A 17,887-nucleotide genomic window follows, 5' to 3' on the forward strand; every position below is an offset into this window, starting at 1 on the left:
TCAACCTCGTGAAGGAAGCCGACAATCTGGAGAAGGCGATCGCCAACGTGCTCGACCAGGGCATCCGCACCGGCGACATCATGGCCGAAGGCGCGCGCCAGGTCGGAACGACAGAGATGGGCGACGCCATCCTCGCCGAATTCAAGGCGCTGTCGAAGTAAGCGAAGGGCGCTCCCAGAAGTGGTCAAGTTCACGCCTTAGACCATGCGAAAAAATCACTTCCGGAGCCAATCGGGAGGTGATTTTTTGGGTTTGATGATCTCGTACAGACAAGGTTGCGAGCTGTTGCCGCGACGCCGCGAAATGGACGTCAGGCAACCAAATCCACCCTCATTTCTGTGCTCGTCACAGAAATCCAGCCAGCCCAAGTCCTTGGGCTGAAAAGTCTTTTGACCCGACCGACGTCGGGTCGCTGGATCCCCGCCATGAAGGCGAGGATGAGGGAGGGTGTTGCCACGCTTACCTGAAGATAGAAACCTACCAGGTTGAGCAGCGGTCCGCTCCGATGATGTTGCGTCGCCAGCCAGCTGGCCGCTCCGGCCTCAGATCGTAATCCCGCCGTCGATATTGATCGCCTGGCCAGTGATGAAGGCTGCCTCATCCGACGCAAGGAAGGCGCAGATGGCGGCGACTTCCTCCACCGTGCCGAAGCGGCCGGCCGGCTGGCGGCTGATGAACGACCGGTAGGCCTCATCCCGGCTTCCGAGTTTTTGGCCGAGTTCGCCGATACGCTCTTCCAGTGAGGGCGAGGCCACCGTTCCCGGGCAGACCGAATTGCAGCGGATGCCCTGCGAGACGTAGTCCGCCGCGACCGCCTTGGTGAGACCGATGATACCGCCCTTGGCGGCACCGTAGGCCGCGCGGCGCGGAAAGCCCTTGATCGAGGAGGCGACCGAGCCGATGGTGATGATGCTACCGCCAGCCGCTTTCATCTTAGGGATTGCGCCGGCAATCACGTTATAGGCGCTGTCGAGCGTGATGTTCACCGAGCGGCGCCAGTCCTCGGGCGCACATTCCTCGATCGTGCCCTGGTGCACGTAGCCGACCGCATGCACGAGGATGTCGATACGCTGGAAGGCCGCAAAGTAGCCGGCTACAGCCGCGTGGTCTGTCGCGTCCAGCCGCGTCGTCGCGGCACCGTCGAGTGTGGCGAGCAGGCCATCGTTGATGTCGCTCGCATGAACTTCGGCACCCTCTGCCATCAGCCGTTCGGCCACCGCCCGGCCGATACCCTGGCCGGCGGCGGTGACCACGGCCACGCGCCCGACCAATCGTCCCGTCTTTTCGCTCATGATCCGTTTCCCTTCGCGCGCATTAAAGTGCCTTTACGGCCTGTCGCTGGTGGCCAAGGCCGTCGATGCCGAGTTCCACCACGTCGCCGGGCTTCAGGTAGCGCGGCGGCTTCTTGCCCATGCCAACGCCAGGAGGCGTGCCCGTGCAGATGAGATCGCCCGGCTCCAGCACGCAGAATTCGCTCATGTAGGAGACGATGGTCGCGACATCGAAGATCATGCGCGCCGTGGTTCCGGCCTGCATGCGCTCACCATTGACGTCGAGCCACATCGGCAGTGCCTGCGGATCCGGCACCTCGTCCTTGGTCACAAGCCATGGCCCCGTCGGGCAGAAGTTCGGAAAGCTCTTGCCCTTCACCCACTGCCCGCCGCGTTCGATCTGCCAGGCCCGTTCGGAGACATCGTTGACGACGGTGTAGCCGAAGACATGGTCCATAGCCTGATCGCGCGAGACGTTGAGCGTGCGCTTGCCGACGACGATGCCAAGTTCGACCTCCCAGTCGAGCTTCGACATTTTTTCGGAGTAGAGAAGCGGGGCGTTTGGCCCGCAATAGGTACCGGCCGCCTTGTTGAAGAGGATCGGTTCAGATGGCACCGGCAGACCCGCCTCTTCGGCATGGTCCGAATAGTTGAGCCCGATGCACCAGATCGTGCCCGGCCTTGCGACCGGCGGCAGGATATCCGCATCGATGACGGGCACCAGGGGCAAAGCCGAGAGATCTACCGCCGACAAGGCGCCGACGACATCCGGCAAGGTCTCCGCCGTAAAGTCCCGAACGAACGAGGACACATTCCGAGCCTGACCCTCGCCGTCCAGAATGCAGGGCACGGCAGAGCCGTTGACGGTCAAACGCAACAATTTCATCGGGTGGCCTTTCGTTTGGAAGGAACGGGCGAGCGCTCGGCTCAGCCCGCGGATGCGGCTTCGACAGAAAGCCGGTAGCGTGTGGTGAAGGTTTTTCCGGGCTCGAAAGCGATTGCGGTCGCAACGCCCGATGCCGCCAGCGGATTGACGCCGTTGGAAATCGCCGGCCCGAGATCGAAGGCCGACGCGATCGGCTCGACGCCGAGCGCCACGTGCCGCCCGTTCCAGGGATAGGCCTTGCGGCCGCGGTTGCTGTACCAGAGCAGAAGGCTCGGAAAATGCTCCTTCTGCCAGGAAAGCCGCGCACGAAAACCTTCGTCGCGGTAGTGGAGCGCGACGCTGCCATCGATATCAGAGAGCTGCAGCAGGTCTTCAGTGTCGTCGGCGAGCGGCACCTGCGCCGCATCGACTGTCGCACCACCGCGGGTACCGACAGCGCCGAGCGACGGCCATTGCTGGCTGGGTGTGAACAGGGCTGCACCCGGCTCAACGTCGCCAGGGAAACTCCACACCCGATCGAAGCTGCCCGGCTCGATCACGACGGAGCCCGGCCGCGGCGACAGCCGGAACGTCGGATGCAGGCCGATCGGCAGGCGGCATGGCCGCCGCGCCTCGATTTCCAACGTGATGTCGATGGCCGACGCGCCCGGATCGGGAACGATCGACCGGCGCAGCAATCGGATCGGATGGTCGTCGGGATAGTGGCACTCCAGGACGATCCGGCGCTCGTCGCAGTCGCCCCAGCTCCAATGGGTATTGGAGCCGTGGCCATGCGGCACGCCCGCGCCGTCGAAACTCTCCCCCGTTGCGCTCCAGCCTGCGGGAAGCGACCGCTCGGCGTCGCTGCCGAAGGGAACACAGGGCCACTCGCCGCGCAATTCCTGCAAGATTTCCGGCAATGTCGCGCGTTCGGGATCGTTTCCCCAGGGCGCGACCTGCAGCGGGCTCACCTGCCTGCCGTCCGGCAGCAGGAAAAGCACCGGGCCGAGCATGCCACCCAAGGACTGCACCGAAAGGCAGCCATGCGCCCAAGCAAGGGCGCGCCGCGTCGTCGCCGCGCTCACCTTGTCGCCACTCTATAACGGTTTTCCGGAAGGCCCGCGACCGCGACGCGCATGGCAAAGAGGCTGCCGGCGAGGCGCTCGGCCGGTCCTCCGCCCGCCGTCGTGATGTAGAGCGTCTTCAAGTCCGCGCCGCCGAAGGTGCAGGTGGTGATATTGGTGATCGGCATCTCGATCGCCTCGGCAAGGCTGCCGTCCGGTGCGATCCGGGCGATGCAGCTGCCGCCATAGCGGCAGTTCCAGAGATGGCCTTCGCTGTCGATCGCCGAGCCGTCGGGCGAGCCGCGGTCGAATCCGGTGAAAAAGTGCCGTTCGCCGGATATCGCTCCGGCCGCGGCATCATAGTCGAAGGCGTAGATCTCGTTGGCGAGCGTATCGCCGAAATAGAACGTGTGCCGATCCGGGCTCCAGCAGAGCGTATTGGAAATTCCGAGACCATGCCGCCATTCGGTGACGGCACCATCAGGCGCGATCCGGTAGAGGATGCCCTCCCCGGGTGCCACATCGCCGAGCTGGCCATCGGGAAGGACGTTGTTCTTCATCGAGCCGACCCAGAAATTACCGGCCGGATCGGCGCGACCGTCATTGAGCCGGACGCGCGGCGCACCGGGCAGGACGAAACCGTGATCCGCGCGCCGGTCGGTCTGAGGCCACCACCAGATCAGCTTCGAGCCGAGGGCGACGAGCAGGCGGCCGTCTTCTTCAGTCAGCGAAATCGCCACCACCGGCTCGTCGAAGAGCCAGGTCCGGACCGCACGCGTCGCCTCGTCATAGCGATGCACGAGAAAACGGTTGATGTCGGTCCAGTAGAGTGCTGCTTCCGCCGCCGACCAGACGGCGCCTTCGCCGCAGCGGTCGCCGACGGGCGCGACACAGACGATCTCGCGAGTCATCCCCGCCTCCTATTCCGCCGCGATGCTCGTTGGTATGGAACGCGACGGCCCGAGCGCCTCGGCGTTCTGCACCAGTGCCTTCATATAGCCGAGCGCAAAGGCCTTGCCGGCGTGCCAGGAAGCGCCGCAGGTCATGGCCGGCGTATGGTCGGGGATCAGCACGCCCTGGTAGTTTTCGTCGCGCAGGATGCGGATGATCTCCGCCATGTCGATGTCGCCCTCGTCGACGAAGGTCTCGACATAACGCGGCATCTTTCCGCGCACGTTGCGGAAGTGGATGTAGCCGATGCGGCCGGAGCGGGCGAAGCGGCGAACATGCTCGTAGATGTCGCCGCCCGGCATCTCCTGGAGCGAGCCAAGGCAGAGTTCGAGCCCGTTCGACGGTGAATCGACGATCGACATTAGCCGATCGTATTTCTCCGGGCGGTTGACGAGGCGCGCCGTGCCTCGCAGTTCCTCGGCCGGCGGGTCATCAGGATGGGCGCCGAGCACGACACCCGCCTCTTCGGCGACCGGCACGACCTCCTTCAGGAAGTGGCCGAGGCGCTCCCAGAGTTCGGCCGAACTGACGGAAACGGAAGCGGCGCCGGCGACGCCGCGGCGATAGCGCATGTTCCAGATCATACCGTCGGGGATCGGTGCGTCCGGACTGGGCGCAATGCTGTTTTCGACGCCGAAGCCAACGGATTCGGCACCACCGCGGGCATAGGGTCCGCGGGTCCAGCCATAGACGCCGGCGAGCGAGAAATTGTAGCCGATGCAAGGGATCCCCGCCCGGCCGGCGTCGCGAATGAGCTGCTTCAGCCCCTCGATCTGCTGAGCCCGCTCAGGCCCGTCGAGCAGCACGTCATGCCAGAAACGCGGCGAGAAATTCTCGATCGCCGCAATCTCAAGGCCGCCGGCCCTGATGTCCTTCACCAGCGCCGACAGCTCGTCGTAGGTCCAGAGCCGATCGCCGGAACAATCGCCCCAGCCGCCCTGATCGCCACTGTCGATCTTCGGATCCTTGCCGGCGAAATAGTTGGTGAGATGCGCGACGACGTGGGTCGCGCCCGCCTGCAACGCAAACTGAAAGTTATCCGGGGTGAGTTGCTCCCGGTAGAGCCCAAGGCCGATTTTCATCTTGTCGTTTCCTATCCGATTATTTGACGCCGATGCCGGCCGTGAGGCCGCCGTCGATGCGGAAGTCCGAGCCGGTGACGAAGGCGGCGCGATCCGAGGCGAGATAAGCGACCAGTTCGGCCACCTCCTCCGGCTCGCCAATGCGGCCGATCGGGTGCGCGGCACCGAAGCGGGCGAAAGCTTCCGCCTCGCTGACGCCCTCGCCGCCATAGGTGCGGGCCGCGAGCGCAAGCAGCGGCGTGCGCACCGAGCCGGGGCTGACCGAATTGACCCGCACCCTTGCCGCCGCATGGTCGAGCGCCATGGCGCGGGTCAGTGCATGGATTGCGCCCTTGGAGGCGACATAGGCAGCGACGTTCTGCTGGCAGGCATGGCCCTGCACCGAGGAGATGTTGACGATCGCGCCGCCGCCGCGCTTCATCATTTCCGGAATGCCGAAGCGGCCGGTGAGGTAGATCGAGCCGACATTGACCGAGAGGCAGCGCGCAAAGGTTTCGGTGCTGGTATCGAGCACCGTGCCATAGGGATGGACGGCCGCAGCATTGACGATGATGTCGAGGCCGCCATGGCGCAGCACCGCCTCGCGCACCGCCGCTTCCACTTCCGTCTCTACGGACACATCCGTCAGCCGCGTCGACATCGGCAGGTCGCGCTCTTTCGCGATGCGGTCGAAGATCTCGTTGGTGGCGACGTCGTTACCGCAGGCAAGCACGGTCGCGCCTGACGAGGCGAGCCGGATTGCCGAGGCAAGCCCTATGCCGGACGTGCCGGTGACCAGTGCCACTTTTCCCTTGAATTCAGTCATGATTGTCTCCGCGATGGATCGCGATGATCCGAGCCGGCGTCGGCGCGAGATCATAAGCGTGATCGTTACTCATAGAGGGAGCGGGATGCGGACACCCCGCACCGGTCTCAGCGCACCCGTTCCAGAACCTGGTTCAGGAGCACGGCGCCGAGGATGATCCCGCCGCGCACGACGTATTGCCAGTATTCGCTGACATTCATCAGCGTCATGCCGTTGGAGATGCAGCCAAGGAACAGCACACCGATCAGCGTGCCCCAGATGCGGCCCTTGCCGCCGAAGAGCGAGGTGCCGCCGATGATCACGGCCGCAATCACGTCGAGCTCCATGCCGGTCGCCGTCGTCCCGGTGCCGGCCCCGATCTGCGAGGCGATCAGCGTGCCGGAGACGGCGGTGAGCGCACCGGTCAGACCCAATGTCAGCGCCTTCACCTTCCAGATGTCGATACCGGAAAGGCGCGCGGCCTCCATGTTGCCGCCGACCGCGTAAACCTCGCGGCCAAAGCTCGTGTATTTCATCAGGAAGTGCATGGCCGCAAAGGTCAGCGCGAAGATATAGACCGGGAACGGGATGCCGAAGAGGTAACCGCCGCCGAGGAAATCGAAGCCGAGCGGGAAAGACGACATCGGGAAGCCGCCGGTGATCAGATTGGCAACACCGCGAAGCGCTGCAAAAAGCGCCAGCGTGGTGATGAAGGTCGGCACGTTGAACCACTGCCGGAAGCGCCCGGTGAGATAGCCGAGCGAGAAGCCGAGCAGCAACGCCGCGGCAAAACCCACCGTGACCGCGCCCCAGTCGCCGAAGACATCGGTGAAGCGATCGGCAAACCAGGCGACGATGCAGCCGGCAAGGGCAGCACCCGCACCGACCGAGAGATCGATCTCGCCGCTGATGATGACGGCCGTCATGCCGAAGGCGATGATGCCGAGCATCGAGACCGTGCGCAGCACGTTCAAGACGTTGCTGGTGGAGGCAAAGCCCGGTGCGACGAAGATCAGGAAAATCACCAACGCGGCGAGGATGATCTCCATCGGGTATGTTTTCAGGAACTTGAGCGGCGTGTTCTGTCCGCCGCCTTCGGTGGTCTGGCTCACGAGTGTCATTGCTTGGCCCCTTCCATGCACAGGCCGTAAAGTTCGGTCAGGTCGGTTTTCGTCGGATCCACCTCGGCGACGACAGCGCCGTGATGCATGACGAGGATGCGGTCGGCGACCTCAAGCACCTCCTCAAGCTCCGTCGAAACGAAGATGCTGGCGAGGCCGTCGGCGGCCTTTTGCCAGATGATGTCGAAGATCTGGCGCTTGGCCTGGACGTCGACGCCGCGGCTCGGCTCGTCGAAGAACATCACCGACGGCTGCCGGTTCAGCCACTTGCCGATCACCACCTTCTGCTGGTTGCCGCCCGATAGCGACGACACCGGCAGCTCCGGATCGCCGCACTTGATGTGCAGATCGGCGATCTGGCGGCGCACATGCGGCTGTTCGCGGCGGCGCGAGATGAAGCCCTTGTTGGAGATCGGGCCGAGGCTCGCCATGCAGAGATTGTCGGCGGTCGAAAGCGACTGCACCAGCCCGACCTCCTTGCGGTTTTCCGGCGTGTAGCCGAGCCCCGCCTTGCGCATGTCGCGGGGGCTCGCGCCGGTCATGTCGCGACCGTCGAATGTGACCCTACCGCCATCGATCCGATCGGCGCCGAAGATCGCCCGCATCAGTTCCGTGCGCCCGGCGCCGAGCAGACCGGCAATGCCGAGAATCTCACCGGGATAGAGATCGAAGGAGACATTCTGAAAATGTCCGGAGCGGCTGAGGTCGCGCACTTCGAGCACCGGCCTGGTGCGATCGAGTGTGCGCCGTGGCGGCCGCGTCGCACGGGCGGCATCGCCGAACATCATGCCGACGATCGCCGACGGCGTCGTCGCCTTCATCTCGACCGCGCCGATGTAGTGGCCGTCGCGGATCACCGTGCAGGTGTCGGCAATCTCGAAAAGCTCGCTCATGCGGTGGGTAATGTAGATCATCGTCACGCCGCGGGCGCGCAGCCGCTCGATCAACGCGAAGAGCTGCTTGACCTCGCGCGACGCCAGCGCCGAGGTCGGCTCGTCGAGCAGCAGGATCGACGGGTTGAAGGACATCGCCTTGACGATCTCCACCACCTGCTGCTGGCCGACGCTCAGCGCCGAAACAGGCTGGCGGGAATCGATTGCGAGCCCCATGTCGGCAAGCAATTCGCCGGCGCGTTTGTGCAGGCCCGTCCAGTCGACGACGCTGAAGCCGGCCCGGCGCCGATGCGGCAGACGGCCGAGAAAGATGTTTTCGCCGACAGAAAGCTCCGGCACCAGCGAAAGTTCCTGGTGCACGGTGACGATGCCGGCGGCAAAGGCGTCGTGCGGCGAGGTGAAGTGGCGGTCCTCGCCATTGACGCTGATCGTGCCCGATGTCGGCTCGGTGACGCCGGCGAGCAGCTTGACGAGCGTCGATTTGCCCGAGCCGTTCTTGCCCATCAGGGCATGCACCTGGCCGGGAGCGAAGCTGTGGGTGAATTCCGAGAGGGCGACAGTCGGGCCGTAACGCTTGGTCACGGCCCGAAAGTCCAGCCGTCCCTGCACCCCTTGCAACGCGGCTGAACTCGGTTGCGGATAGCTCATGCGGATTTCCTGCTGTGCAAGACGAGGGAGTGGCGGGCGCGATGTCCCGCCGCTCGGCTGACGTCAGAACCCAATCACTTCAGGGCCTTGAGGCCTTCCTTGTAGGCGGCGACGGCCTGCGTATCGGCGCGCGTCAGGGGCAGCACCGGCACGTTGACCTTGGTCTCGATCTTCTTGCCGTCGAGCAGGTTCTGCGCCGCTTCGATCGCCTGCTTGCCGACCTCGAGCGGCTGCTGCGCCGTCGTTGCCTGCAGCACGTTGTCGGAATTGAGCAGCATGTTGGCGAGCTGCTCGGAACCGTCGGTGCCGAAAACGAAGACCTTGCCTTCAAGACCGGCCTTCTTCACCGCCTGGACCGCACCGATCGTGCCGCCCTCGTTTGCAGCGTAGATAACCTGGATATCGGGATTGGCCGTCAGCATGTCGCTGGCAACGGCGAGTGCCTTCTCGGCAAGCCAGGCATCCTGCTGAGCGACGATGTCGACCTGATCGTTGACGACGCTCAGGAACCCGTCGACGCGGGCGTTCGACTGTTCGGGCAACAGTGCCTTGAAGGCGAGCGTGCCGATCTTGACCTTGCCGCCATTGCCGAGCGTCTTCAGGAAATCGGTCGCGGCCTTGCCGGTGCCGATGCCGATATCGCGGTCCGAGCTCGTCACCGTTGCCTGGGCGACGTCGCCATTGGCCGAGGTGCCGTAGGTGACGACGGTGATGCCGGCGTCACGCGCCTTCTTCAGGGCCGGCACCGAGGCATCGGCGGAAAGCGGCGCGACGACAATCGAGTTCACGCCGCGAGCGATGTAGGTGTCGATCAGCTGGGCTTCCTTTTCCAGCTTGCTGTCGCTGTTGCCGGCCAGAAGCTCGTCACCGGCAGCTTCCGCCGCCTTTTCCATGCCGATCTGGATACCGCGGAAATACTGGTCCTGCTGGAAGACGATGCCGGCGATCGCCTTGCCGCCGGCAAATGCCGCGCCCGGCGCGAAGCTGACGGTGGCAAGCAGCGCTGCAAGCGCCAGACGTTTCATGTTGCTCATATTGGTTCTCCTCCCAAGTGCCCTGTTCGTGCCGCCGGACCAACGGGCGAAAATCCGGCAAATGGCTGCCCGCACCGCCTGAAGCGCGGTCCGGACCCAATCTCCAAATTGCTTATCGTGGCTGTGGGCTGCCCGGCGCGGCATCGACGAAGCGGATGCCGAACTCCAGATGGCGGCTCATCAGGTAGACATAGGCGATACGGTCGCGCGCCCGCAGCGCCCGGATGATCTCGGCATGCGCCTCGAAGGTCGCCGCATGCACCGGGCGCTCAGCCTTACCGAGACGCATGACCTCCTCGATCACCGAACGCAGCATGTGATAGGCGGCAAGCGTCGTGCGGTTGCCCGAGAGTTCGACGATCGCCGAGTGGAACTCGTAGTCGCACTGCGCGGCCGCCTCGACGCTCTCGGCCTCCAGAATGCGGGCATTGATCGCATCCAGCCGGTCGAAATCAGCGTCGCTGGCCGTCAGGATGATGTGTTCGCCGACACCGGTTTCGATGATGCGTCGAAAGCCCTGCAGATCATGAAACGAGTCCGGCGAGATACCGTTATGGAAGGCAAAGAGCCGGCGGATCGCCTCGCCATGGCCGCCACTGATGACGGCACCCACCTTCGGGCGGGTCTCGACCATGCCATAGGCGCGCAGAACCTGCAGCGCCTCGCGCACGGTGTTGCGGCCCGCCTGGAACTGCTCGCCGAGATCACGCTCGGTCGGCAACGCGTCGCCGACACCAAGACCACGCTCGGAGATCATGTCGCGGATCTGCTCGACAAGGCGATCGACGGCCGAGGTCTTCCCCGGCTCGACGGCCTCCACGCCCGACAGTGCATCTTCCCGTACCGAACTGCTCACCGGCTCTCCTCCCTGCGATGTTTTATTTGTTGGTCCAGATTGCAGTTTCCGTCAAGAGAAAATTTGACAGCCTCCTCTGATTCAATGATTTTCGCGCATATTCACCGATTCCAGGCTTGAATTGTTGGGCCAATGGGACATTATTACCGAACGTGGTCCAACAATAGCCGCGGAAGCGGGTAGGAGTTCTGCATGAGAATGATGGAAGAGTGCTTTCGCTGGTATGGGCCAAACGATCCGGTGCCGCTCAGCCACATCCGGCAGGCGGGCGCCACGGGGATCGTCTCGGCGCTGCACCATATCTACGACGGCTCGCCCTGGTCCGATGAGGCGATCCTGAAGCAGAAGGCGCTGATCGAAGCGGCCGGCATGCGCTGGAGCGTCGTCGAGAGCATTCCGGTGCACAACTCGATCAAGCTCGCGACATCGGACAGTGCCCGCTACATCGGCTGGTACAAGGACACGCTTCGCGCCCTGGCGCGGGCGGGCATCGACATCGTCTGCTACAATTTCATGCCTGTGGTCGACTGGACGCGCACGGAGCTGGTGCAGCCCTTGCCGAGCGGCGGCTACGCACTGCGCTTCGACGCCGTCGACTTTGCCGCCTACGATCTCTTCGTTCTCAAGCGTCCGCGCGTCGAGGACAGTTATTCCGAGCGGCAGATCTTCGTCGCCCGCCAGCGCTTCGATCAGATGGACCAGGCGAAAGTCGACCGGATCGAACGCAACCTGATCGCCGGCCTTCCGGCAACCGAGCGCCAGTTCAACCGGGCAAGCTTCCTCGCAGCCCTCTCGGAATATGACGGCGTCACCGCCGACGTGCTGCATGACAACCTGGCGCGCTTCCTCAAGGAGATCGTGCCGGTTGCAGAGGAAGTCGGTATCCGTCTCTGCATTCATCCCGACGATCCCGCCTTTTCACTCTACGGCCTGCCGCGCATCGTCTCCACGCCGGCCGACGTCAGGCGCATTCTCTCAGCCGTCGACAGTCCGGCCAACGGCATCACCTTCTGCACCGGCTCCTACGGCACGCGCGCCGATAACGACCTGCCGGCCATGGTGCGCGAATTCGGTCCGCGCATCCATTTCGCCCATCTGCGCAACGTCCAGCGCGAAGAGGACGGCTCGTTCTACGAGGCCGACCATCTTGGCGGATCGAGCGACATGCCCGCCGTGATCCTCGCGCTGATGGAGGAGCAGGAGCGCCGCGTCCGCGAGGGGCGCACCGACTGGCAGATCCCGCTCCGGCCCGACCACGGGCATCTGCTCGCCGACGACATCGGCAAGGAGCGCATCAATCCCGGCTATTCGCTGATCGGGCGCTTGAAGGGTCTCGCAGAAATCAGAGGCGTCATGCAGGGCATCGCGACCGCCATGGCGCATAAGGCTTGAGGGAAGACATGAAACATTTTGAAGACGATACCCAACTCTTTGCCGCCATGCGCAGCCGGCTGTTCACGGCCGTGGTTGGCGACATTCTCGACACGATGGGCTTGCAGCACCAGTTCCTGCCGCCACAGATCAAGGCGCTGCGCGACGACATGGTTGCTGTCGGCCGCGCGATGCCGGTGCTTGAAGCGGATTTCTTCGCGACGGCGGAGGCCGGCGGTCATTCGGAATTCAGCGCCAAGCCCTTTGGCCTGATGTTCCATGCGCTCGACAGCCTGAAGGAAAACGAGATCTATGTCTGCTCCGGCTCGTCGCCGCGATACGCCGTCTGGGGCGAACTGATGTCGACGCGGGCCATGAAACTGAAAGCGGCCGGCGCAATCTGCGACGGCTATTGCCGCGACAGCGCCGGTATTCTCGCGCTCGATTTCCCCACCTTCTGCTACGGCTCCTATGCCCAGGACCAGGGGCCGCGCGGCAAGGTCGTCGACTACCATATCCCGATCGAGATCGGCGGCATCCGCATTCGGCCGGGCGACATCCTTTTCGGCGACCGCGACGGCGTACTCGTCATCCCGAAAGAGGCGGAGCGCGAGGCGATCGTCTTGGCGCTGGAAAAGGCCGAAACCGAAAACAAGGTGCGGCTCGCCATCGAGGCCGGCATGAGCACCGTCGAGGCGTTCGAGCGCTTCGGTGTGATGTAAGGACAGGATGAGGCGCCGGAACCCGGCGCCTCACTTCAACCGGCTCAAATCCACGGGGCGACTGTTGATGATCGCCTCCATCGAGAAGAAGCCGGTGACCGTGGCGAGGTCGAAATTGGTGATGAGCTTCTGGTAGAAGCCGTCATAGCCGCGCATGCCGCGGGTCACCACCTTGATCAGATAATCCCAATCCCCGCCGATGCGATAGAAATCGATCACCTCCGGCAGTCGCTCGACATGCTGGCGGAAACCGTCGCTCCATTCCTTGGAATGATGGCGCGTGCGGATCATCACGAACACGGTCAGATCCAGCCCCAAAACGTCAAGATCGATGTCCGCGTGCGAGCCCCGGATCACGCCGATCGCCTGCAGGCGCTGCAGGCGGCGCCAGCAGGCGTTTTGCGACAGGCCGACCTTTTCGGCCAGATCCCGCTGCGACAGCGACGAATCTTTTTGCAATGCGGTAAGAATGTTCAGATCGAACGCATCGATTTTGAACGAAGATTCGATCATTTGACACAATTCCTAGACGAAACCGCAGAAGATAGGTGAAGTTTTCGACCCTGGACGGGATTACAATTGCTGTCAATGTCCGCTCCGAGGAGTAAGCGCGATGATCGTGCCCGCCGTCCACCAGCCCTGCGAGGCGCTCTCGCCGCTCGCCCGGTTCCGCCAATCCCTCAACCGGCCGGGTCTTATCGCCGAGCTTCGCGACGACCTGGTCGGAGCGAAGGCGCGGATCGCCGGTCCCTATGGCACGAAGGCACTGGTCTATGCTGACTACGTCGCCTCCGGGCGCGCGTTGCGGGTGATCGAGGATTTCGTGCTCGAGGAGGTCCTGCCCTACTACGCCAACAGCCACACGGAAGCCTCCTATTGCGGGGGCTTCATGACCCGGATGCGCCGGGAAGCGCGGGCGCTGATCGGTGAGTTCTGTGGCGCCACGGCCGACCATGCCGTGATCTTCACCGGCTCCGGTGCGACCTCCGGCATCAACCGTCTGGTCAAGCTCGTCGGCGTTACCGACGCGGTTGCTGCCGGCAAGACCGTCCGCGTCATCATCGGCCCCTACGAGCACCACTCCAACATCCTGCCCTGGCGCGAAAGTGGCGCTGAGATCGTCGAAATCGCCGAGTGCCCGGCGGGCGGACCGGACCTCACGGAACTTCGCAAAGCGCTGAATGCCGGTTCGCCCGAGCTGACGGTCTGTGCGCTTTCAGCCGGCTCGAACATCACCGGCATCACCAGCGACGTGGCCGCGATCACCCGCATGGTCAAGGCCGCCGGCGCGAAGATGATCTGGGACTATGCGGGCGCCGGCCCCTATGTTCCGATTGCCATGTCCCCTGCGTCCGGTGCCGAAATCGATGCCATCGTCGTTTCGCCGCACAAGTTCATCGGCGGGCCGGGCGCTTCCGGCATCCTCATCGTTCGCCGCGACAGCGTCACCACCGACAAGCCGACCTGGCCGGGCGGCGGCACGGTGAAGTTCGTTTCGCCGGATACGCACGACTACAGCGCCAACATCGAGGCACGCGAAGAGGCCGGAACGCCGAATGTCGTCGGCGACATCCGCGCAGCCCTTGCCTTTATCGTCAAACACGCGATCGGGCTTGAGAGCATGGAGCGGCGCAACCGCGAACTGGCGGAACAGGCGTTTGCCGCCTGGAAGGCCATTCCGCAACTGGAACTACTCGGCCTGCAGGAGCCGGACCGGCTGCCGATCTTTTCGTTCCGCATCAAGAACGGCAAGGGCGGCTACGTCCACCAGCAGCTCGTCACCCGCATGCTGAGCGACCGCTTCGGCATCCAGGCGCGCGGCGGGTGTGCCTGCGCCGGACCTTACGTTCACCGGCTGCTGTCGATTGATGCCGAGCACTCCGAACAGATCCGCCAGGCGATCCTTGCCGGCGAGGAAATCGAGAAGCCGGGCTTCACCCGGCTGAACTTCAGCGTGCTGCTTTCGGAAGACAAGGTGAAATACATCCTCGATTGCGTCATGCAGCTGGCCGCCGACGCGCCGAGCTTCGAAGCCGACTACGATTTTGACCCCGCCCGCGCGATCTTCTTCCCCTGCGCCGCGGCTGAAGAGGCCCTCGCCTATGCATAAGCCCGATGTGACCGGCTTTTACGATCCCCGCACCGGCAGCATCCAATATGTCGTCGCCGACCCGGCAACGGGCAAATGCGCGATCATCGATCCGGTGCTGGACTTCGATGAGAAGTCCGGCTCGACCGCCACGCGCAACGCCGACGCGATCCTCGACCATATCGCCGCCAAGAACCTCTCCGTCGAATGGATCCTCGACACCCACCCGCACGCCGACCATTTCTCGGCCGCGCGCTACCTCAAGGCGAAGACCGGCGCGCCGACTGGTATCGGCGAGCACGTGAAGGGCGTGCAGCGGATCTGGAAGGCGATCTACAACTGGCCTGACTTCGCCTGCGACGGCTCGCAATGGGACCGGCTGTTTGCCGACGGCGACACGCTCCAGATCGGCGAACTCAAGGCCCGCGTGATGCATTCGCCGGGACATACGCTCGCCTCGATCTCTTACGTGATCGGCGATGCAGCCTTCATCCACGACACGCTGTTCATGCCCGACAGCGGCTCGGCCCGCGCCGATTTTCCGGGTGGAAGCGCTGCCGATCTCTGGCGCTCGATCCAGGCCATTCTGGCGCTGCCCGATGAAACCCGGCTCTTCACCGGTCACGACTATTGCCCCGGCGGCCGTGAGGCGCGCTGGGAAAGCACGGTCGCCGAGCAGAAAGCCACGAACCCGCATGTGGCCGGCAAGACCGAAGCCGATTTCGTCGCCCTGCGCGAGGCACGCGACCGCACCCTGCCGATGCCGAAGCTGATCCTGCATGCGCTGCAGATCAATGTTCGCGGCGGCGAGCTTCCGCCGGCGGAAGGCAACGGACGGCGCTACCTGAAGATCCCGCTCGATGCGCTTCCCGGCTCGGTCTGGGGGTAGGGCGACGTGGCGGACCCCTTCCAGCAGATGCTGCTCGCGATCGGCTCAGGTTCGCTCACCGGCTTCACGCTCGGCCTGATCGGCGGTGGCGGCTCCATCCTCGCGACGCCGCTCCTCATCTATGTCGTCGGCATCCGCGACGTGCACACGGCGCTCGGCACCGGCGCGCTTGCGGTCTCCGCCAACGCCTATCTCAACCTGATCAGCCATGCGCTTCGTGGCCATCTCTGGTGGCGCTGTGCGCTGATCTTCACGGTCGCCGGTTCGCTCGGGGCGTTCTTTGGCTCCAGTCTCGGCAAGCTGATCGACGGCCAGCGGCTGCTGTTCCTGTTCGGCCTCGTGATGATGGTCGTCAGCTTCGCCATGCGGAAGGTCAAGTGCGACACGGCGGCAACGCCGCAATCGCTTTCGATCGGAACACACGGCAAGACGGGCCTGACGGCACTTCTGACCGGCACCTGTTCCGGCTTCTTCGGCATCGGCGGCGGTTTCCTGATCGTGCCCGGCCTCTTGCTTGCGACCGGCATGCCGCTGATCAACGCGGTTGGCACGTCGCTGCTCGCCGTCGGAACCTTCGGCCTGACGACGGCGATCAACTACGCGGTGTCGGGGCTCGTGGACTGGCGCATTGCCGGCTACTTCATCCTGGGTGGCGTCGCTGGCGGCGTGATCGGCACGATCGTTTCTACGCGGCTTTCGGCACAGCGCGATACGCTGACCAAGATTTTCCGCGCGATCATCTTTTCCGTCAGCCTCTATGTCCTTTGGCGCAGCTACGGCGCAGTGTGACCTCCGTCGCCGGCCCTTAGCCGGCGGCGCTTGACCGCAAAGCCGGTTCCGATGCTATCACTGAACATCGCCGGGATCGGTGCTGCGCGTTCTGCCCCTCACTTCGGCCAGGACGCCGCTGCGATCCAATGGGCAAGCGAGGGGCCGACCATGTTCGATCTGATTATCCGCAACGCCAACCTTCCGGACGGACAGCAAGGTTTCGATGTCGGCCTCAAGGGCGGCAAGATCGCCGCGATCGAAAAGGCTCTTGCCGCGACCGCAGGCGAAGAGATCGACGCCACCGGCCGCCTTCTCAGCCCGCCCTTCTGCGACCCGCATTTCCACATGGACGCCACGCTGTCGCTTGGCCTGCCGCGCATAAACGTCTCCGGCACGCTACTGGAGGGCATCGCGCTCTGGGGCGAACTGCGCCCGATGTTGACCAGGCAAGCGCTGGTCGAGCGGGCGCTGCGCTACTGCGACCTCGCCGTCAGCCAGGGCCTGCTTGCCATCCGCAGCCACGTCGACACGTCCGACCCGCGGCTGGTGACGGCCGAGGCACTGCTGGAGGTGAAGGAGAAGGTCGCACCCTATATCGACCTGCAGCTCGTCGCCTTCCCGCAGGACGGCTATTTTCGCGCGCCTGAAGGAGTGGCGTCTCTGAACCGCGCGCTCGACATGGGCGTCGATATCGTCGGCGGCATCCCGCATTTCGAGCGCACGATGGAAGACGGCGCCCGCTCGGTGGAGGCGCTTTGCCGCATCGCCGCGGACCGCGGCCTGCCGGTCGACATGCATTGCGACGAGACCGACGATCCGATGTCCCGCCACATCGAGACGCTGGCGGCCGAGACGATCCGCTTTGGGCTTCAGGGCCGCGTCGCCGGCTCGCATCTGACCTCGATGCACTCCATGGACAACTACTACGTTTCCAAGCTCATCCCGCTGATGGCGGAGGCCAAGATCAGCGTGATCCCCAATCCGCTGATCAACATCATGCTGCAGGGGCGCCACGACACCTATCCGAAGCGCCGCGGCATGACGCGGGTTCGCGAGTTGATGGCGGCCGGCCTCAACGTCTCCTTCGGGCACGATTGCGTCATGGATCCCTGGTACTCGATGGGGTCGGGCGACATGCTGGAAGTCGCCCATATGGCGATCCACGTCACGCAGATGGGCGGCATCGAGGACAAGCGGAAGATCTTCGATGCGATCACCGTGAATGCGGCGAAGACGATGGGGCTCGAAGGCTATGGCCTCGCCGTCGGCTGCAGGGCCGATCTGGTGCTCTTGCAGGCAGCCGATGTTAGCGAGGCCCTACGGCTGAAGCCGAACCGGCTCTGCGTCATCAAGGCCGGCAAGGTCATCGCCAGAACGGCGCCGCGCATCGGCGAACTCTTCCTCGACGGTCGGCCGGCCTCGATCGATATCGGGCTCGATTACATTCCGCAGACGCCAGCGTCCTGAGCAGCGGCT

General features: G+C 64.3%; 18 protein-coding genes. 7 read left to right on the top strand and 11 right to left on the bottom strand.

From position 1 onward, the window contains the following. On the top strand, nucleotides 1–161 hold a 161-nt coding region (locus M2267_RS26575; RefSeq protein ID WP_429119009.1), incomplete at its 5' end, for an isocitrate/isopropylmalate family dehydrogenase. A 381-nt stretch (nucleotides 162–542) separates the two neighbouring features. Here M2267_RS26575 and M2267_RS26580 read toward each other — a convergent pair. The 10 genes from M2267_RS26580 to M2267_RS26625 form a co-directional block, all read right to left on the bottom strand. Continuing rightward, nucleotides 543–1,292 (bottom strand): SDR family oxidoreductase, encoded by a 750-nt coding sequence (locus M2267_RS26580; RefSeq protein ID WP_429118706.1) that lies wholly within the window; start codon nucleotides 1,290–1,292, stop codon nucleotides 543–545. 22 nt (nucleotides 1,293–1,314) lie between these two features. After that, on the bottom strand, nucleotides 1,315–2,157 hold the full coding sequence (locus tag M2267_RS26585; protein WP_429118709.1) for a fumarylacetoacetate hydrolase family protein: 843 nt from the start codon (nucleotides 2,155–2,157) through the stop codon (nucleotides 1,315–1,317). Nucleotides 2,158–2,198: 41 nt separating this feature from the next. Continuing rightward, the gene (locus M2267_RS26590; RefSeq protein ID WP_429118712.1) at nucleotides 2,199–3,221 is read right to left on the bottom strand and encodes a hypothetical protein; all 1,023 of its coding nucleotides are present in this window, start codon (nucleotides 3,219–3,221) and stop codon (nucleotides 2,199–2,201) included. Continuing rightward, the gene (locus tag M2267_RS26595; RefSeq protein ID WP_429118714.1) at nucleotides 3,218–4,111 is read right to left on the bottom strand and encodes an SMP-30/gluconolactonase/LRE family protein; all 894 of its coding nucleotides are present in this window, start codon (nucleotides 4,109–4,111) and stop codon (nucleotides 3,218–3,220) included. Before M2267_RS26595 ends, M2267_RS26590 begins: the two co-directional genes overlap by 4 nt. Before the next feature lie 9 nt (nucleotides 4,112–4,120). Next, nucleotides 4,121–5,233 carry a mannonate dehydratase gene (locus M2267_RS26600; RefSeq protein WP_429118717.1) on the bottom strand — a complete coding sequence of 371 codons (1,113 nt, stop codon included), beginning with the start codon at nucleotides 5,231–5,233 and terminating at the stop codon, nucleotides 4,121–4,123. Nucleotides 5,234–5,252: 19 nt separating this feature from the next. Beyond that, a complete protein-coding gene (locus M2267_RS26605; RefSeq protein ID WP_429118719.1) occupies nucleotides 5,253–6,038 on the bottom strand; it encodes an SDR family NAD(P)-dependent oxidoreductase in 786 nt (261 codons plus the stop codon). Nucleotides 6,039–6,145: 107 nt separating this feature from the next. Next, entirely contained in the window at nucleotides 6,146–7,138 is a 993-nt protein-coding gene (locus M2267_RS26610; protein WP_052201674.1) for an ABC transporter permease, read from the bottom strand. Continuing rightward, complete coding sequence (locus tag M2267_RS26615) at nucleotides 7,135–8,679, bottom strand: sugar ABC transporter ATP-binding protein (protein WP_429118721.1); 1,545 nt, start codon at nucleotides 8,677–8,679, stop codon at nucleotides 7,135–7,137. The genes M2267_RS26610 and M2267_RS26615 overlap by 4 nt, the downstream gene beginning before the upstream one ends. A 74-nt stretch (nucleotides 8,680–8,753) precedes the next feature. Beyond that, nucleotides 8,754–9,713 carry a substrate-binding domain-containing protein gene (locus M2267_RS26620; RefSeq protein WP_052201675.1) on the bottom strand — a complete coding sequence of 320 codons (960 nt, stop codon included), beginning with the start codon at nucleotides 9,711–9,713 and terminating at the stop codon, nucleotides 8,754–8,756. Between the two features lie 112 nt (nucleotides 9,714–9,825). After that, nucleotides 9,826–10,569 (bottom strand): FadR/GntR family transcriptional regulator, encoded by a 744-nt coding sequence (locus M2267_RS26625; protein WP_192451127.1) that lies wholly within the window; start codon nucleotides 10,567–10,569, stop codon nucleotides 9,826–9,828. A 201-nt stretch (nucleotides 10,570–10,770) separates the two neighbouring features. Here M2267_RS26625 and uxuA point away from each other — a divergent pair, with 201 nt between their 5' ends. Together uxuA and M2267_RS26635 are read left to right on the top strand one after the other, a co-directional pair. After that, nucleotides 10,771–11,961 (top strand): mannonate dehydratase, encoded by a 1,191-nt coding sequence (gene uxuA / locus M2267_RS26630; protein WP_429119011.1) that lies wholly within the window; start codon nucleotides 10,771–10,773, stop codon nucleotides 11,959–11,961. A gap of 8 nt (nucleotides 11,962–11,969) precedes the next feature. Next, a complete protein-coding gene (locus M2267_RS26635; protein WP_429118726.1) occupies nucleotides 11,970–12,662 on the top strand; it encodes an RraA family protein in 693 nt (230 codons plus the stop codon). 30 nt (nucleotides 12,663–12,692) lie between these two features. On the opposite strand, the gene M2267_RS26640 is transcribed toward M2267_RS26635, so the two are convergent. After that, the gene (locus tag M2267_RS26640) at nucleotides 12,693–13,175 is read right to left on the bottom strand and encodes an Lrp/AsnC family transcriptional regulator (RefSeq protein ID WP_043614014.1); all 483 of its coding nucleotides are present in this window, start codon (nucleotides 13,173–13,175) and stop codon (nucleotides 12,693–12,695) included. A gap of 100 nt (nucleotides 13,176–13,275) precedes the next feature. On the opposite strand from M2267_RS26640, the gene M2267_RS26645 reads away from it, so the two are divergent. From M2267_RS26645 to M2267_RS26660, 4 genes are all read left to right on the top strand, one after another. Beyond that, nucleotides 13,276–14,772: an aminotransferase class V-fold PLP-dependent enzyme gene (locus M2267_RS26645; protein WP_429118729.1), complete on the top strand. Its 1,497-nt coding sequence runs from the start codon at nucleotides 13,276–13,278 to the stop codon at nucleotides 14,770–14,772. Continuing rightward, on the top strand, nucleotides 14,765–15,640 hold the full coding sequence (locus M2267_RS26650; protein ID WP_429118732.1) for an MBL fold metallo-hydrolase: 876 nt from the start codon (nucleotides 14,765–14,767) through the stop codon (nucleotides 15,638–15,640). The genes M2267_RS26645 and M2267_RS26650 overlap by 8 nt, the downstream gene beginning before the upstream one ends. 27 nt (nucleotides 15,641–15,667) lie before the next feature. Continuing rightward, entirely contained in the window at nucleotides 15,668–16,429 is a 762-nt protein-coding gene (locus M2267_RS26655; RefSeq protein WP_429119013.1) for a sulfite exporter TauE/SafE family protein, read from the top strand. A 150-nt stretch (nucleotides 16,430–16,579) separates the two neighbouring features. Next, nucleotides 16,580–17,878: an amidohydrolase family protein gene (locus M2267_RS26660; RefSeq protein ID WP_429119015.1), complete on the top strand. Its 1,299-nt coding sequence runs from the start codon at nucleotides 16,580–16,582 to the stop codon at nucleotides 17,876–17,878. Nucleotides 17,879–17,887 lie beyond the last annotated feature (9 nt).

The sequence above is a fragment of the Ensifer sp. KUDG1 genome (assembly GCF_050434285.1).
GTDB lineage: Bacteria > Pseudomonadota > Alphaproteobacteria > Rhizobiales > Rhizobiaceae > Ensifer.

Coding starts and splice junctions, on each gene's coding strand:
- M2267_RS26580 (WP_429118706.1), bottom strand. CDS start 1,292: ATGAGCGAAAAGACGGGACGATTGGTCGGGCGCGTGGCCGTGGTCACC.
- M2267_RS26585 (WP_429118709.1), bottom strand. CDS start 2,157: ATGAAATTGTTGCGTTTGACCGTCAACGGCTCTGCCGTGCCCTGCATT.
- M2267_RS26595 (WP_429118714.1), bottom strand. CDS start 4,111: ATGACTCGCGAGATCGTCTGTGTCGCGCCCGTCGGCGACCGCTGCGGC.
- M2267_RS26600 (WP_429118717.1), bottom strand. CDS start 5,233: ATGAAAATCGGCCTTGGGCTCTACCGGGAGCAACTCACCCCGGATAAC.
- M2267_RS26605 (WP_429118719.1), bottom strand. CDS start 6,038: ATGACTGAATTCAAGGGAAAAGTGGCACTGGTCACCGGCACGTCCGGC.
- M2267_RS26610 (WP_052201674.1), bottom strand. CDS start 7,138: ATGACACTCGTGAGCCAGACCACCGAAGGCGGCGGACAGAACACGCCG.
- M2267_RS26615 (WP_429118721.1), bottom strand. CDS start 8,679: ATGAGCTATCCGCAACCGAGTTCAGCCGCGTTGCAAGGGGTGCAGGGA.
- M2267_RS26620 (WP_052201675.1), bottom strand. CDS start 9,713: ATGAGCAACATGAAACGTCTGGCGCTTGCAGCGCTGCTTGCCACCGTC.
- uxuA (WP_429119011.1), top strand. CDS start 10,771: ATGGAAGAGTGCTTTCGCTGGTATGGGCCAAACGATCCGGTGCCGCTC.
- M2267_RS26635 (WP_429118726.1), top strand. CDS start 11,970: ATGAAACATTTTGAAGACGATACCCAACTCTTTGCCGCCATGCGCAGC.
- M2267_RS26640 (WP_043614014.1), bottom strand. CDS start 13,175: ATGATCGAATCTTCGTTCAAAATCGATGCGTTCGATCTGAACATTCTT.
- M2267_RS26645 (WP_429118729.1), top strand. CDS start 13,276: ATGATCGTGCCCGCCGTCCACCAGCCCTGCGAGGCGCTCTCGCCGCTC.
- M2267_RS26650 (WP_429118732.1), top strand. CDS start 14,765: ATGCATAAGCCCGATGTGACCGGCTTTTACGATCCCCGCACCGGCAGC.
- M2267_RS26655 (WP_429119013.1), top strand. CDS start 15,668: ATGCTGCTCGCGATCGGCTCAGGTTCGCTCACCGGCTTCACGCTCGGC.
- M2267_RS26660 (WP_429119015.1), top strand. CDS start 16,580: ATGTTCGATCTGATTATCCGCAACGCCAACCTTCCGGACGGACAGCAA.